This window comes from Anthropogastromicrobium aceti (assembly GCF_020687335.1).
In the GTDB taxonomy this organism is placed as follows: Bacteria; Bacillota; Clostridia; order Lachnospirales; family Lachnospiraceae; genus Anthropogastromicrobium; species Anthropogastromicrobium aceti.
Genome location: NZ_JAJEQN010000019.1, coordinates 1 through 17648, shown reverse-complemented (window position 1 = coordinate 17648; position 17648 = coordinate 1). Strand labels below are relative to the sequence as shown.

11 protein-coding genes are annotated in these 17648 nt (G+C 42.3%); all 11 read left to right on the top strand.

What is annotated here, in order from left to right:
- Positions 1-72 precede the first annotated feature (72 nt).
- The 11 genes from LKD48_RS08625 to LKD48_RS08575 all read left to right on the top strand — a co-directional run bounded on the left by LKD48_RS08625 (position 73) and on the right by LKD48_RS08575 (position 17500).
- On the top strand, positions 73-1704 hold the full coding sequence (locus LKD48_RS08625) for a glycoside hydrolase family 43 protein (protein ID WP_308731782.1): 1632 nt from the start codon (positions 73-75) through the stop codon (positions 1702-1704).
- Between the two features lie 221 nt (positions 1705-1925).
- Positions 1926-3533, top strand: coding sequence for a glycoside hydrolase family 43 protein (locus LKD48_RS08620; RefSeq protein WP_308731781.1), 1608 nt, complete (start codon positions 1926-1928; stop codon positions 3531-3533).
- Between the two features lie 18 nt (positions 3534-3551).
- Complete coding sequence (locus tag LKD48_RS08615) at positions 3552-4901, top strand: CCA tRNA nucleotidyltransferase (RefSeq protein ID WP_308731780.1); 1350 nt, start codon at positions 3552-3554, stop codon at positions 4899-4901.
- Between the two features lie 159 nt (positions 4902-5060).
- A complete protein-coding gene (locus LKD48_RS08610) occupies positions 5061-7244 on the top strand; it encodes an alpha-galactosidase (RefSeq protein WP_308731779.1) in 2184 nt (727 codons plus the stop codon).
- Between the two features lie 166 nt (positions 7245-7410).
- Positions 7411-7791, top strand: a complete 381-nt coding sequence (locus tag LKD48_RS08605) for a BlaI/MecI/CopY family transcriptional regulator (RefSeq protein WP_118614165.1) — start codon at positions 7411-7413, stop codon at positions 7789-7791.
- Positions 7775-9220, top strand: a complete 1446-nt coding sequence (locus LKD48_RS08600; RefSeq protein ID WP_308731778.1) for a M56 family metallopeptidase — start codon at positions 7775-7777, stop codon at positions 9218-9220. Before LKD48_RS08605 ends, LKD48_RS08600 begins: the two co-directional genes overlap by 17 nt.
- Positions 9221-9951: 731 nt before the next feature.
- Entirely contained in the window at positions 9952-11301 is a 1350-nt protein-coding gene (locus LKD48_RS08595; protein ID WP_308731777.1) for an MATE family efflux transporter, read from the top strand.
- Positions 11302-11376: 75 nt separating this feature from the next.
- The gene (locus LKD48_RS08590; protein ID WP_308731776.1) at positions 11377-12285 is read left to right on the top strand and encodes a trans-4-hydroxy-L-proline dehydratase activase; all 909 of its coding nucleotides are present in this window, start codon (positions 11377-11379) and stop codon (positions 12283-12285) included.
- A gap of 28 nt (positions 12286-12313) precedes the next feature.
- On the top strand, positions 12314-14689 hold the full coding sequence (hypD, locus tag LKD48_RS08585) for a trans-4-hydroxy-L-proline dehydratase (RefSeq protein ID WP_308731775.1): 2376 nt from the start codon (positions 12314-12316) through the stop codon (positions 14687-14689).
- A 27-nt stretch (positions 14690-14716) separates the two neighbouring features.
- Positions 14717-15511, top strand: coding sequence for a pyrroline-5-carboxylate reductase (gene proC / locus LKD48_RS08580; protein ID WP_118612775.1), 795 nt, complete (start codon positions 14717-14719; stop codon positions 15509-15511).
- 105 nt (positions 15512-15616) lie between these two features.
- Positions 15617-17500 carry a DUF5696 domain-containing protein gene (locus LKD48_RS08575; protein WP_308731774.1) on the top strand — a complete coding sequence of 628 codons (1884 nt, stop codon included), beginning with the start codon at positions 15617-15619 and terminating at the stop codon, positions 17498-17500.
- Positions 17501-17648: the final 148 nt, after the last annotated feature.

Genomic DNA, 17648 nt, shown 5'->3' with positions numbered 1-17648 from the left:
TGTAAATTTGAGGATGTCTGTGTAATCAGGCATCCTCATTCTAAGAAAAAAGATACAGAGAAGGACTATTTTATGAAGACAACGATGTGGAACGCAGATTTAGGAAATGGAATGTATAAAAATCCAATACTGTATGCAGATTATTCAGATCCTGATGCCTGCCGTGCGGGCGAGGATTACTTTATGATCGCGTCAAGCTTTTGCAATGCACCAGGTTTGCCAGTGCTTCACTCAAAGGATTTGGTAAATTGGAAGGTAGTTAATTATATTCTGCCAAAGGTGCCAGAAGAGCGCTATGATAAGCCAGTGCATGGATGTGGTGTATGGGCACCAGCAATCCGTTACCATGACGGAACATTTTTTGCTTGTTTTCCAATGCCAGACGAAGGTATTTACATGAGTACGACAAAGGATCCGTTTGGAACATGGTCAGAGCCAGTCAATATTCGTCCGGGTGCAGGCTGGATTGATCCGTGTCCGTTTTGGGATGAAGATGGCAGAGCATATCTTGTGGCAGGTGTTGCAAAAAGCCGCATCGGATATAAGAGTGTGCTTCATATGATTGAAATGCAGCCAGATGGAATGGGTCTGATAGGAGAAGCAAAAGTTGTCTTTGATGGAAATTTAAATGAGCAGGAAACAATTGAGGGACCAAAGCTGTATAAGAGAAATGGATGGTACTACATCTTTGCACCGGCAGGTGGTGTAAAAACAGGATGGCAGACTGTGCTTCGCTCAAAAAATATTTTTGGACCTTATGAATATCGCGTTGTTATGCGTCAGGGAGATACTCCTATAAACGGCCCTCACCAGGGTGCATGGGTAGATACCGTGACAGGTGAAGACTGGTTTTTACATTTTCAGGATGTGTATGCAGCTGGAAGAATTATTCATTTGCAGCCGATGAGCTGGAAAGAGGACTGGCCGATTATTGGTATCGCAAAGGATGGAAATGATTATGGGGAGCCAGTGCTTACTTACCGTAAGCCAAATGTCGGTGAGGCTGCGAAAGAGGCTGAAATCTTTGAGCCAGATGCCTCTGATGATTTTAGTAAAAAAACACTCGGTCTTCAGTGGCAGTGGAATGCAAATCCAAAAGAAGACTGGTATAAACTTACATCAGAAGGTCTTTGCCTGAAAGCGGTGAAGCAAGAGGAAAAAATCAAACACGGTGATTATCCAAATCTTCTTCTTCAGAAGTGGCCAGCACCAGAATTTATCTGTGACACAACACTTTCCCTTGCGGGATTAAAAGCAAACGAAGAAGCTGGTGTGATTTCTATGGGTGTAAAATATGCGCTTCTTTCATTTGCAAGAAACGAGGAAGGCATGGTTGAAGCTTCATTTATCAATGGAGAGCAAAAATATGGAAAGATTCTTGTGGAGAGTACCGAGGAGACAAGTACATCACTTGGAGCACTAGTGTTTGCAGATGACAGTGAAACTATAACAGTCCGCATGAGTGTACACCGTGTTGGAACACAGAATTTAAGCGAGAAAGAAAAGAATTTCCCACTTGAGAAGGTTGTTTTTGAGTACAGCACAAACGGCACAGATTACAAGAAGGCCGGAAGCTATATGGCAGCTGCTGGACGCTGGGTTGGTGTAAAGAGTGGTGTTTATTGTGCAGCTCATCATAGTGAGGCTGTTGGAAGCTGCCTTGTAAAAAAGACAGTTTATAAAAATGTTACTGTTCATGGATAAGCCAACATTGCGGCAAAGCCCGAAGGTGAATGGATTTCACGAGACGGACACTTGAAGCAGGTCTTTCAAAGTAATGTATAATAAAAAAGAACATAAAAGGAGCCTGCTGAGTTTGGTCCGTCGACGAAACCATTGCACCGAAGGGATTTCGTAGCATGACGCATGAACAGTAACATAAAAATCTGTAAAGCCAAGATTAAAAAGACACAAGGAGATTTTCAATGACAAGAACATACAAAAATCCCGTACAGCGCGGCTTTTTTCCAGATCCATCAGTTGTTCGCGTGGGAGATGACTATTACATGGTCAATTCAACCTTTCAGTACTTTCCGGCAATTGCAATAAGCCACTCAAAGGATATGGTGCACTGGGAGTTAATTGGACATGCCATTACAGATCCCGATGAATTAGATTTAAGTGATATACGTGATTCACATGGAATTTGGGCACCTGATATTTCCTACAGCAATGGTCGCTTTATCATAATGGCAACTCTTCGTTTAAATGCAGATGGAAAGCGTGATAATAATGTTATGCGCCGTCAGGTAGTTGTCTCATCAGACAGGCCAGAAGGTCCTTACAGCAAGCCATCATGGCTGGAGGTAGACAGCATTGATCCGTCTCATTTTGTAGATGACGATGGAAAGCACTACATGGTTATCAGTCCTGGAATAAATCTTGTCCCAATCTCTGATGACTGTACGCGAGTGACAGGCGATTTAATTCCTGTTTGGCCTGGAACAGGGGAGCGCTGCCCAGAAGGACCTCATATCTTGCGCCATGGTGATTATTATTATGCAATTCTTGCAGAGGGCGGCACTGGATATGGTCATGGCATAAATGTGGGACGCTCAAAAAATTTATTTGGCCCGTATGAAGCATCAACATATAATCCTTTAATGAGGCAGCTTGATCCAAACGCACCTATTCAGAGAACAGGTCATGGAAAGCTAATCGAAGATGCAAATGGAGACTGGTGGGTTTACTATTTGATGGGACGACCAAACCGCGGCATCGAAGTCGCAAATGGCAAAGCACCAAAGCCGGGAGAGATACGAGTGCCGGGCGCTTATACGACAGTGGGCAGAGAGACAGGTCTTGATCCAGTAAGATGGTTAGACGATGGCTGGTTTGTTATTAACGAAGGCAAAGGTCCAAGCAATGAGCAGACTGCGCCAGATCTGCCAGAGGTAGTTTATCCAAAGTGGCAAAGAGATGACTTTGACAGCGACACACTAGATGTTCACTGGCAGTTCGTTAGAAGACCTGCACCGGGAAATTATTCACTGACAGAACGCCCAGGTCATATGCGAATCTGGACTTTGGATGGACAGCTCTTTGAGATTCGCGCAAAAAATACGCTGCTTCGAAGAGAGGAAGAGCTATCATACACTGCAGTCACAAAGCTTTCATTTGATCCGACAAGAGATGGTGAACAGGCTGGACTTACATGTTATTATAGTACAGTGACATATGCACGCTTCTCACTTTGTTTTGAAGGCGGAAGAAAATTGCAGCTTGTAATAAACAGAAACCACGGCGAAGAGCTGATTGCAGAAGTAGATCAAATAAAAAATGGACCGATTTGGTTAAAAGTAGAGGTAGATCGTCTGACAAGACGCTTTTTATACAGCTGCGACGGAGAAGATTGGAGCGAGGCAGGCGTATTAAAAGATTGCATTTACCTGTGCGATGAGGGTGTGCCAGACGATCCAAAGCGCCACACCGGAACACTAGTCGGCATCTACGCCAACAACGGTGGCTGCGGAAGCCGCATTCCGGCAGATTTTGACTTCTTTGAATTTCAGGGAAGAGACATCAATATATAGAGGAAAGAGTAGTAATTTATGGAAAACCGTGATCTGAAAATGGCAGAAAAAATTGCCGCATGCGTAGCAGATAAAGGAGGACGAACATTTCTTGTCGGCGGCTACGTGCGTGATCTTTTAATGGGAAAGCATAGTAAGGATATTGATATTGAAATCCATGGTGTACAGCCAAAAGAGCTAGAGAATATTCTTGATGGGCTTGGCTCTAGAACTGAGATGGGTGCAAGCTTTGGTGTGTATGGTCTTAGAGGATACGATATCGACATTGCCATGCCGCGTCAGGAGGAGGCGACAGGACGAGGACATAAAGATTTTAAAATATATGTAGATCCATTTCTTGGAACATATAAAGCCGCAATGCGCCGCGATTTTACAATCAATGCCATGATGCAAGATGTGCTGACTGGAGAGATCATTGATCACTTCGGCGGTCAGGAGGATCTAAAAAAAGGAGTGCTTCGTCATGTAAACCCTCACACCTTTGCAGAAGATCCGCTTCGTGTGCTTAGAGCTGCGCAATTTGCCGCACGCTTTTCATTTTCTATTGCGCCAGAGACTATTGAATTATCTCGAAAAATGGACTTGACGACATTAGCCCATGAGCGTGTGATGAGCGAGCTTGAAAAAGCTTTGTTAAAGGCTGCGCATCCGTCCATTTTCTTTGAACAGATGCACAAAATGAATCAGCTTGACGACTGGTTTTTACATTTAACACAGCTTATTGGAGTAAAGCAGCCTAAAAAGTATCACCCTGAGGGAGATGTGTGGAATCACACTATGCAGGTACTTGACAGTGCAGCCTTACTTCGAAGCAAGGCAGAAAATCCTCTTGGATTTATGCTGACAGCAGTAGTACACGATTTTGGAAAAATTATATCAACAACAGAGGAGAATGGAGAAATTCATTCTTATGGTCATGCAAAAAAGGGCGATCCTCTTGTAAAAGAATTTTTAGAGCGCATTACAAATGAGACAAAGCTGATCCGTTATGTGAGAAATCTTGCATCACTTCATATGAGACCTTACGAGCTTGCCAGAGAGCAAGCCGGGAAAAAGGCAACAAATCAGATGTTTGACAGTGCAACAGTGCCATCTGATCTGATTCTTTTTTCAACGGCCGATCAGATGGGAAAGGGAAAAGGACAAGTTATCCCAGAATATGAAGACTTTTTAAAGGAGCGTCTTGACTGGTATCAGTACACGATGGCGCAGCCATGCGTGATGGGAGCTGATTTAATTAAGGCTGGATTAAAGCCGGGACCAAAATTTAGTGAAATTCTTGCATACTCACATGATCTTCATCTTTCAAACGTGCCAAAAGAGGAAGCGTTAGCCCAAACACTTTCATTTGCGCAAAGACTCGTATAAATGTTAAAAATGAGATAATAAATTATACAATATGCACAAAATGCAAAGGGCATTGTACTGCAAAAAGACAGAAAATAAGAAGAAACTTTACATTCTTACAGAAGTCAGATATACTAACGATAGTGTAAGTTTTATAGCGCGGAAAGGAGGAATAGTAAGTTGATACGATATTGTGAAGAGAAAAAGCTGTTTCAGCTGGACACAATAAACACAACTTATGTAATCGGTTTAACACAAGAAGGATATGTAGGTCATGTATATTATGGAGACAGACTTTTTGGTGAAGCAGTCAGCACACTGCTTCGCACAGAGGAGCCGCCATTTACCCCATCGAAAAATTTGAGAGAAAAGTCTGCTTTTCTTGATTTCTTTCCAATGGAATATCCGACTGGCGGGATCGGTGATTACAGAGAGAGCTGTCTTGATGTGCGAAATGAAGCAGGAAGCAAGGCAGCAGAAATTCTTTATTTCTCCCACGTCATCACAAATGGTAAGCCTCGCTTAGAAGGTCTTCCAGCATCATTTGGAAATGACGACGAAGTACAGACACTTGTGATTACTTGTAAGGATTTGGTACTTGGTCTGTCCGTTGATCTAATGTATTCTGTTTTTGAGAAGGAAGATGTAATTGTCCGCAGTACACATGTCACCAATGAAGGTTCACAGACGCTTCGTTTGGAGAAGGTTTACAGCGCTTGTCTGGATATGGACAATGAAAACTTCGAACTTTTAAATCTGCATGGCTCATGGGCAAGAGAGCGCCACATTCAAAGACGTGAGCTCGCTTACGGAAAGCAGCTGATGTCCTCATTAAAGGGAGAATCCAGTCATCAGGAGCATCCGTTCCAGGCACTTGTCACAAAGGGGTGCGATCAGGAACACGGTAAGGTTTACGCAATGCATTTTGTGTATTCTGGAAACTTTATCGCGCAGACAGAACGTACACAGTTTGACATGGTGCGTATGGTCATGGGAATTTCAGCTGAGGAATTTTGCTGGCAGCTTACGCCTGGTTCATCATTCCAGGCACCAGAGGTAGTTTGTGTTTACTCCTCAGAGGGTCTTGGAAAGATGTCCAGAAGTTATCACGATTTTTATCGAAGCCACATGATTCGCAGTCCGTATAACCATAGCAAGCGTCCGATCCTGATCAATAACTGGGAGGCGACATATTTTAATTTCGACACACAAAAGCTTCTTGCAATTGCAAAGGAAGCAAAGGCGTGCGGAATTGAAATGCTCGTCATGGATGATGGATGGTTTGGTCATCGAAATAATGATGACAGTTCACTTGGCGACTGGAAGGTAAACACAGATAAGATCAAGGGCGGCCTGAAATATCTTGTTGATGAGGTTAACAAGATTGGTCTGGAGTTTGGTATCTGGTTTGAGCCGGAGATGATTTCTCCTGATTCAGATCTGTATCGTGCGCATCCGGATTGGGCAATCCATATCGACGGCAGAGCTGCAACACAGAGCCGTTGCCAGTATGTGCTAGACTTATCACGAAAGGAAGTAAGAGACTATGTTTACGATCAGGTTTCTGCTATCCTTCACAGTGCAAATATCCGCTACGTTAAGTGGGACATGAATCGTCAGTTAAGCGACCTTGGAAGCAGCTATCTGTCAGCAGATCATAAAGAAGAGCTGTTCCACCGCTATGTTTTGGGCGTTTACGAGCTGCAGGAGCGTCTTGTCACAGAGTTTCCAAATCTGCTTTTAGAAAATTGTTCTGGAGGTGGTGCAAGATTTGATCCAGGTATGCTGTATTACTCGCCGCAGATCTGGTGCTCAGATGATACAGATGCAATTGAGCGTCTGCTTATTCAGGAGGGAACTTCACTGATTTATCCGCTTTGCTCAATGGGTGCACATGTAAGCGACTGCCCGAACCATACAGTCGGAAGAGTTACCCCATTTGAGACAAGAGGTCACGTGGCACTTGCCGGAACCTTTGGATACGAGCTTGATGTAACAAAGATTCCGAAAGAAGACCGGGAACAGATTCCACAGCAAATTGCGATGTACCATAAATATCATGAGCTTGTTCGTGAGGGTGATTATTATCGCATCGCATCCTACAGTGAGAATCATCTGTACGATTGTTGGGCTGTATCGGCAAAGGATAAGAGCGAAGTGCTTGCCACCTATGTTCAAGTTCTTTCAACGCCAAATGCACACAGCAGAAAACTTTATTTAAAAGGCTTTGAGCCACAGGCCGTATATCGTCTCGAAGAGACAGGAGAAACCTTTACAGGAGAAATTCTGGAAAAATACGGCTATCTGATTCGTCCATTATGGGGCGATTTTCGCAGCAAACTGCTGCACTTTACAAAGATTTAAACGTAAAACAGAAACTAAAAATATTGCGAATGCGTACTATGATACAAAAAGTATCAAGTGGTAAATGTGACACTTGTCTTTTTATTACTGGTGTAGTAAATTCTAGGTGTGAAATTCCTATTGGAGGAGACAGGTATCTGGTACGCGTAGAAAGGTGTGTCAGAATATGGAGAGAGAACCATTAAGTGCTTGTGAAGCTATGATTATGAAAGTAATCTGGGATCAAAAAGGAGATATTTCAGTTCCGGAGCTGATTGATTTGATCCAGGAGCGTTACAAGAGAGATTACAAGAGAACAACAGTAGTAACCTTCCTTACCCGCTTAAACGGAAAGGGTTTCATTAGCTCTCGCCGTGCAGGCAGAATTTCTTACATTCACGCAGAAAAGAGCGAGGAAGAATACAAGGCAAAGCTCTCAGCGCGCGAGGTTAATTTCTGGTTCGACGGCAAGCCGGCCGAGTTCATCGCAGCACTTTCAAACAACCAGTCTCTTTCTAAAGAAGATATCAAACAGATAAGAGGCTTGTTGGATGAAATGGATCAATGATGTAGTATTTGCAATTTTGGCAGCACATGTCTGGGGCAGCCTAATGCTATTTGTTTGGCTGCAGGCAGTAAAACGACTAGAGAACAAAGGATATACGCGGCTATTATTTTATCTGCTGCGCGCCGTAATTGTGGCATATCTTTTGCCTCTGGGACTAGGGGCAGTATTGATAATCAATGAGATATTGGTGTTAGACGGACGATTTATGCAGACTACGCCTGTTATTACAATGATTTGTCAGTTGCTATTTATGCTTTGGATTTTAGGCTTTTTCGCAAATTTTGAATCGCTGCAGGAAAAATGGGATATGACAAGGCACTGCTTTAGCGATGCGCTTCCGGCATCAAGGGAGCGGCAGCTGCGCTTTCAGGAAATCTGCAGACAGACAAAAATGCGTTCTGGACGCGTTATATTATGCGAGAAGGCAGGAATTCGCTGCGGCGGAATCACCGTTGGCGTTATCCATCCAAGGATTGTGCTGCCAGAAGGCAAAACGGATGAATTCGTGGAGCGTGTTACAATGATTCACGAGCTTGTCCACTACACACGCAAAGATATTTGGTTTTTGACGGCAGCAAAGGTCGTTGAGGCTATCCACTGGTTCAATCCATGGACAAGAGGTCTGGCAGCACAGATGAGTCAATGGAATGAATATGCCTGTGACTGGAAGGTCTGTAATAAATACCTGGGAAATATTAAAGCATATTTAGAGGTATTGTATCGTGTCTCTATGCAGGGACAGGAAGATAAGACAGACATGTATTCTTCAATAGGAACACAGCCTATGAAGTTAATCGGGAGGATGGAAAAAATGATCAATATGAAAAATGCAATGAAAAAACCAAAAATCTTTGGCGTACTCGCAGCAGTCGCTGTTTCCTTTACCTCAGCAGGTTCTGCACTCGCTTCAACTGGTATCTTAACAGGCGGATATCGTGCGCTGTATGAATTGACAGATGTGGAAGAAGATGAAGCTGGTATTCAGGTACTTGGAGATATAAATGCAACTGCAGATAATACAGTTCCTCAGGATAACGGCAATATCAACCCAGAAGATTATGTAAATACAGGCATTGAATTTATTGATGTGCTTCCAATTGATGGGTATACCTCTGAGAAGGATCAAAGTGATACTGAGTTAGCAGCATCAGCTAATTTAGACTGGTCTTTGCCAAGTGATTTTATGAGAACAACAAAGGACTTTTGGGCAACTAGTTCAAATCATATTGCAGTAAGTGGAACAATTACACCAACGGGAAAAATTCTTCGCGTCGGTATCATAGAGCCAGGCGGAATCCGCAGATGCATTTATGCGACAGGAAACTTTTCCTATAATTTTCCACTCGATAAGATAGGTTTTTACTGTGTCTACGCCATCAACGACAACAGCGAAGTAGTAAACCTGACAGGCGTTTATGCTACATATTAACTTAACCTTCGCAGAGTCAAAAGAGCATACAAGCAGGGGGAGCGCAGCAAAGACGGTGAAGTTTAGACAGAAGGCAACGTGACAGCATAAAAGCTGCGGGATAAAATATAATGATGTTGGGGTCAAAAAGTATTTTGACCCCTTTGATACCAGATTGCTACGTGCTTTGCACTCTCGCAATCTTCAAAAACATTCGTAATCCGCTCATTTTTCTTTGAAAAATGGCTACTTACTCATATTTTTGGCGAGTCAAGAGTTCAAAAAGCCTCTTGCAAGCAAGCTTGCATCGGCTTTCTGACCTTTTGACCCTGGTATCATATAATAAAGCAAAACAGCCATCTGGTATCAAAATGGTATCGGGTGGCTGTTTTTTTGAACTCAGAATAAGAGAACTGACTGCGTCTGTGAAAAATTACAATGCATGAATCGTGATCTGAATCGTCGAACCGCCGTTATGAAAACGTAAGGATTCTTTGAAAAAAGCCGAATAAATACATGTACAGAGCTGCCCGTAAATGATAAGATGATACTGTTCACGGATTTGTGAACTATGAAGAAAATCGTAACTATTCAGAACCCCATTCGCAAAATCGCATCTTCGATGCTTCTATTTTGCGAATGTGGTTACCTCGCCATATAAAATTGCTATTCTGTCTGAATGCGAGCATTCACAGAAAGCAATTTTGCATGGCTCTGAATAGTTACAAAAAATCAAAAGAGAGGGATGGAAAATGGGCAAGCTACAAAAAGATGAAGCATTTTATAAAAAGCTCTGGAGCCTGATGGTTCCGATTGTGCTTCAAAATCTGATGTTAGCGATGGTGGCAGTAGCCGATGCATTTATGCTTGGCGGCATGGATCAAAATTATATGTCGGCTGTATCACTTGCAACACAGATTCAGTTTATCCAAAACATGTTTTTAGCAGCAGCGACAGCCAGTCTTGGTATTTTAGGTGCGCAGTATTGGGGAAAGGGAGACAAAAAGACATTAGATGAGATCTTTTGCATGGCACTTCGCCTTTGCGGACTCGTATCAGCTATATTCTTTGTTGGCTGTGCTTTCTTCGGACGCTATCTGATGCTTCTTTTTACAAACGAAGAGGTATTGATCAATTATGGCATAAGCTACTTAAAAATTGCAGGATTTTCATATTTGCTTACAGGTATTTCTCAATGTTATCTTGTTATAATGAAGACAAGCGAGCACGCAAAGACAACGGCAGTCATAAGTTCAATGACAGTCTGTGTCAATATTATTTTAAATGCCATTTTTATTTTTGGAGGCTTTGGCATTGCACCGATGGGTGTGCGCGGAGCAGCTCTTGCAACACTTATCGCGCGAATTATTGAGCTTTGCTGTTCTGTACTTATTTCATATAAGCCAAATTATCTCCATCCGTCCATGCATGATTTATTAAGGAGAAATAAACAGCTTTCAAAAGATTTTTGGAAGTGCGGACTTCCACTTTTAGGAGCCTGTCTGTTCTGGGGAATTGGGTTCACATCTTATTCATCATTTATGGGTCATCTTGGAACTGATGCAGCGGCAGCCAATTCAGTAGCAGCTGTTGTAAGAGATATCATATGCTGCTTTAGCGCAGGTATTTCTAGCGCAGCAGGAATTATGATTGGCAATGAGCTTGGAGCAGGAAACTTAGAGAAAGGAAAGCGCTATGGTATACGTCTGTTAAAGATATCATTTGCATGCGGTATTTTTGCTTCTCTTTTAATGTGCATATCTGCACCAATTATTTTGCACTTTGTAAAGCTTACACCGCAGGCACAGGAGTATTTAAAGGGCATGTTTGCCGTTATAGCATTTTATATGATAGGACGTGCCGTCAACGATGTTACAATAAATGGTATTTTCGGCGCCGGCGGTGATACTCTGTTTGATATGTATAGTCTTGCCGTGTGTATGTGGTGTCTCGCGATTCCGCTCGCTGCTGCCGGAACATATTTTTTCCACTGGCCAGTAGTGCTTGTATATGCGTGTACATGTATAGATGAAGTAGGAAAGCTGCCGTGGGTTTTGCATCATTTTCGCAAGTATAAATGGGTCAAAGATTTGACTCATTGACAATTATAAGGCGTGGTGCTATTATGAGTCTAAGATTTAGCTTCGGGGAAAAATAAAAGAAAAGGGGATGCAAAAATGTGTCTTGTAACAAATATTCAGAAGTATTCAATCCATGACGGAGATGGAATTCGTACAACTGTATTTTTTAAAGGCTGTCCGCTTCGCTGTGCATGGTGCCATAATCCGGAAACACAAGAATGGAAACGCCAGATTTTAACGAATCAGGAAAAATGTACCGGATGCATGGAATGTGAGCGTGTCTGTCCAAATGGAGCAGTGCGCATAGAAAATGGCAAAGCTGTAACAGATCATGAAAAATGTACTGGCTGTGGAGAATGTGTGACAGCTTGTCTTTTGAATATCCGCGAAGTTGCAGGAAAAGAGTACACGGTAAAAGAGCTGTTAAAGGAACTCAAAAAGGATGAAATGTTCTACGAGGAATCGGGCGGCGGTGTTACACTTTCCGGTGGCGAGGTCATGTGCATGGATATGGATTACATAGAGGAGCTTGTAAAGCAGCTGCATCGTCAGGGAATCTCAGTGAACATCGATACAAGTGGATATGCACCGTATGAAAATTTTAAACGGATTCTTACATATATTGATACCTTCCTTTATGACATCAAGGCCATGGACAATGAAGTTCATAAAAAATGGGTTGGAACAGAGAATACTATCATTCTGGAAAATTTGAAAAAGTTAAGTGCAGATGGTGCAAGAATCTATATTAGAATCCCAACAATTGAAGGGGTCAATGCAGATGAAGAGAGCATGAAGGCTGTAATTAAATGGCTTACTGATGAAAAAATTAAGGTGGCACAGGTCAACCTTTTGCCGTATCACAATACAGGAAGCAGCAAATACAGCCGTCTTGAGTGTATTTATGACGGCGAAGCGTTTTTGGTACCGTCAGATGAAAAAATGAAGCAACTGTCATCACTTTTTACAGAGGCAGGATTTTTGAAAGTTAAGATTGGTGGATAAACCAGAAAGGAAAAGGATTTTAGCTGTAATGGAGAAAAGAGGAATGAATGAGCGTGTGCAGGCGCTGCGTGAACTAAGTGTTACGACTCAGCCGCACATCGACATGGAAAGAGCAAAAAGTGAAACTGCAACCTACAAGAAATATGAAGGTCAGCTGTCTGTGCCAGAGCTTCGTGCACAGGTTTTATATGACTATTTTGCAGCAAAGACACTTTACATCGGAGATGGAGAGCTGATTGTAGGAGAAAAGGGAGATTCTCCACATGGTGCACCGACATTCCCAGAGCTATGCTGTCATACTCTTGAGGATATGCACGTTATGAACGACCGTGAGCTTATCAGCTTTTCTGTAAAGGAAGAAGATTACGGATATCAGGAAAGAGAGATCATCCCATTCTGGGAAAAGCGTTCCACACGTTCAAAGATTCTGGCAAATATGTCTGATCAGTGGAAAGACTGCTATGCTGCAGGTATCTTTACTGAATTTATGGAGCAAAGAGGTCCAGGTCATACTGTTGGTTCCTTTAAGCTGTATGAAAAAGGATTTTTAGATTACAAGGCAGATATTCAGGCATCAATAGATTCTCTTGATTACTTCCATGATACAGAGGCATTTGAAAAGAGAAATCAGCTTCGCGGTATGGCAAAGGCATGTGATGCTATCATGCTTCTTGGTGCAAGATATGCTGATTATGCAAGAGAGCTTGCCCAAAAAGAAAAATGTGATACAAGAAAGGCAGAGCTTCTTCAGATTGCAGCAAACTGTGATGTTGTTCCAGCTCATAAGCCGCAGACCTTCTGGCAGGCAATTCAGATGTATTGGTTTGTTCACCTTGGCGTTACAACGGAGCTTAATCCATGGGATGCTTATTCACCAGGTCGTTTTGACCAGCATTTAAATCCATTTTATCAGAAGGATGTAGAGGAAGGCATTCTTGATGAGAAGAAGGCGTTAGAGCTTCTTGAGTGCCTTTGGGTGAAATTTAACAATCAGCCGGCACCGCCAAAGGTTGGTATCACGTTAAAGGAGAGCAGCACCTACACCGATTTTGCAAACTTAAATACAGGCGGTATCACTCCAGACGGACAAAACGGAGTTAATGATGTTTCTTATCTGATTCTTGATTGCATGGACGAGATGAAGCTGCTGCAGCCAAGCTCTAATGTACAGATCAGCAGAAAGACACCGCAGAAATTTTTAAAGAGAGCATGTGAGATTGCACGTAAGGGATGGGGACAGCCGGCATTCTATAATACAGAAGCAATTGTTCAGGAACTTATGAATGCAGGAAAGACACTTGCTGATGCAAGACGCGGCGGAACGAGCGGTTGTGTAGAGACCGGTGCATTTGGAAATGAAGCTTATATTCTGACAGGATATTTTAATATTCCAAAGGTATTTGAGCTTACATTAAATAATGGATATGATAAGGTAAGCAAAAAGCAGCTTGGTTTACAGCTTGGATATGCAGCTGATTTTAAGACATATGATGAGCTTTTTGATGCTTTTAAGAAGCAGATGAAATACTTCATTGATGTTAAGATTCAGGGAAGCAACATAATTGAAAAGATTTTTGCAGACTGCATGCCGGCACCATTTTTATCTATTCTTACAAATGATTGTATCGCAAAGGGCAAGGATTATAATGCCGGCGGTGCAAGATACAATACAAAATATCTGCAGGGTGTTGGAATCGGAACGATTACAGACTGCCTTGCTGCTGTAAAATATAATGTATATGATAAGAAAAACTTCACGATGGATGAGTTGATGGCAGCGCTTGATGATAATTTCATCGGTCATGAGCGAATCTTGAATCTGGTAAAAAATCATAGTCCAAAGTATGGAAATGATGATGAGTATGCAGATGAGATCATGAAGCAGGTATTTGAATATTATCAAGGAGAAGTTACAGGAAGACCAAATATGCTTGGAGGAATGTATCGCGTAAATATGCTTCCGACAACATGCCACGTTTACTTTGGAGAAGTCATGATGGCAAGTGCAAATGGACGTCTGGCACATGTACCTGTTTCCGAGGGTATTTCACCAGAAAAGGGTGCAGACGTAAATGGTCCTACAGCTGTTATCAAGTCTTGTGCAAAGATGGATCATTTAATGACAGGCGGTACACTTTTGAATCAGAAGTTTACACCAAGTGTTGTTGCAGGAGAGGAAGGACTTAACCAGATGGCAAGTCTTATTCGTTCCTATTTCAATATGGATGGTCATCATATTCAGTTTAATGTCATAGACAGACAGACATTGCTTAATGCACAGAAATATCCAGAGGAATATAAGGATCTGATTGTTCGTGTAGCAGGCTACAGTGATCATTTCAGAAACTTAAGCAAGGCACTTCAGGATGAGATCATTAATCGTACTGAGCAAAGCTTCAACTAAAAACACATAATGCAGGAGGAAAACACTATGAAGTTAGGATTTATCGGATGCGGCAACATGGCAGGCGCAATGATGGGCGGCATCATCAAAAACAATATTTTCAAATCAGAGGATGTGTATGGTTCTGACGTGTTTGAGCCAAGCAGAGAGCGCGTAAAGAACATGTATGGCATTCATGTTTCAGATAACAATGTTGATGTAGTGGACGCTGTTGATGTGCTTGTACTTGCTGTAAAGCCACAGTACTATGAGTCTGTGATTACACAGATAAAGGATCATGTCAGAGCAGATCAGTTAATCATCACAATTGCACCGGGAAAGACACTTTCATGGCTGGCAGAAAAGTTTGGCAAGGACGTAAAGATTGTCCGTACTATGCCGAATACACCGGCACTTGTTGGTGAGGGCATGACAGGCGCAACACCAAATGAATTTGTGACAGAGGCCGAACTTAAGTATGTATGTGAAATTTTAAGCGGCTTTAGCAAGGTAGAGGTTATCAGCGAAAAGTTGATGGATACAGTTGTTGCAGTAAGCGGAAGTTCTCCGGCATATGTATTTATGTTTATTGAAGCTATGGCAGACGCAGCAGTAGAGCAGGGCATGCCGCGTGCGCAGGCTTATAAATTTGCTGCACAGGCAGTTATGGGCAGCGCAAAGATGGTTTTAGAGACTGGAAAACATCCGGGTGAGTTAAAGGATATGGTATGCTCACCGGCAGGAACTACAATTAAAGCAGTCCGTGTATTAGAAAAGGAAGGTCTTAGAAGTGCTGTGATCGAGGCCATGGACGCATGTGTGGATGCAGCAAAGGGAATGTAAGAAATATCTAAATTGTTTTAAATTCAAAAAATGCAAGGCAGGTGCAAAACGGCATCTGCCTTGTTGTCACAAAAACTATATTTGAGATTAGATAGGGGAGAATTTATGATTACAATAAAAGATAACATAATAAAACTTGATTTTCATGAGGAGACGCTGCACTGCGATATTTACGCAGATGGCACGAAATGGACTTGGCAGCATAATTATCAGCCTTATTTTAAGTATAATGGAAAAGATGTGCTTTTTTCAGAGGCTAAAAACGTCTCACATAAAAGATATGATACAGGAATAGGTTTCGGACTTGTGAGCCATTATGAAAATTTTGAGCAAGTGCCAGAGCTTTGTTTTGAGACATATATCTGGATTGAATTATCGACAGGTGATGTTCATTTTGAGTGGATTCCGATCACAGAGCCGGCATCTGGCATGGATGAAGTTGTGTGGCCGGGTGCAATGGATTTTATGTGTGATAGTGAAGATTGGTATACGCTCTTAAACTGGGGACAAGGTTTACTTATTCCAAATGGCTGGGAAACAACGCTGGGAAAAGTGCCATTTGATGGCCGTATGTGTACGGAAGGCTCATATATGCCATGGTTTTCCCAGATTAAAGATAGAAACGGCTATATTGCAATATGTGAGCAGCCAGAGGATGCAGGCTACCGTGCTGCTCATGAATCAGGCGAAGCACAGACAAGTGTGGGTATGGTACTTTATAAATCACTTGGTTCAATGCGCTATCGCAGAACCTTATTGTATCATTTTGAAAAAGACTGTGATTACAATACCATGTGTAAGTTTTATAGAAATTATACAAAGGAACAGGGAACCTTTCACACTCTTCGTGAAAAGGCAGCGCGCGCAGATGTCGAGAAATTAGTAGGAAGCATGTTTGTTCATGCAGGTATTAAGACACGTGTTCAGCCAGAGTCCCGCTTTTTTGATCCAGAAGCGCCTGAGAAAAACAATCATTTAACACCTTTTGCAGTGCGTACTAAGCAGATTCGTCACTGCTATGAAAAGCTTGGAATTAAGAAGCTTTATCTTCATTTAGATGGCTGGGGAGATCCAGGATATGACAACGAGCATCCAGATTATCTTCCGGCATGTATTGAAGCAGGCGGCTGGGAAGGCATGAAGGAGCTTTGTGATACAATTCATGACTGCGGTTATGTTTTTGGAACCCATGATCAGTATCGTGATTATTATTTCCGTGCCAGTACTTATGATGAATCATCAGCCATTCATCTTGAAGATGGCTCCATTCCTTCTCATGCAAACTGGGCGGGCGGCAATCAGACATATCTTTGTGCAACACAGGCACCTTATTATGTAAAGAGAAATTTCTTGGAATTGGCAGCTCATGATATAAAGCTTGACTGCGCTTATCTTGATGTATTTACATGCAACGAGCCAGATGAATGCTTTGAGCCGCATCACAAAATGACAAGAAAGGAATGTCTGGAATTTAGAAGCCGCTGCTTTGCATATTTGTTGTCACAAAATATTCTGTCAAGTTCCGAGGAGGTAGCAGACTGGTCAGTCGCTAATCTTGTTTTCTGCCACTATGCGCCATATGATTTTATGATGCGCCGTCCAGAAGAACCAAAACAGGGAATCCCAGTGCCATTATTTAATCTTGTATATCATGACTGCGTAATCATTCCGTGGATGATGGAAAAACATGAAAATGAAGATTACATGCTCTATGCACTTATTAACGGAGGCGCACCATATTTTGACAGAAATGGTGCTTACAATGGAACAGACGGTGCATTTGGAGCAGGCAGCGATTTCACAGAAGAAGAGCAAAAGAAACGCTGCGAGCAGGTAGCATCACTTCATGAACACGTAGCCTATAGTGAGTTAGTCAGCCACCGTATTCTCGACAAAACAGGTCTTCGCCAGCAGAGTACATTCGCAGATGGTACATGCGTAGAAGTCGATTTCTCAAAGGGAACGTATAAAATTACAGTTAACGGATAAGCCAATACTTACAGCAAATCCCGAAGGTGAATGACGTGTGAATATTGAATTTGACAGAAAATCATGGTATTATGGTAACTATTCAGAGCCATGCAAAATTGCTTTCTGTGAATGCTTGCATTCAGACAGAATAGCAATTTTATATGGC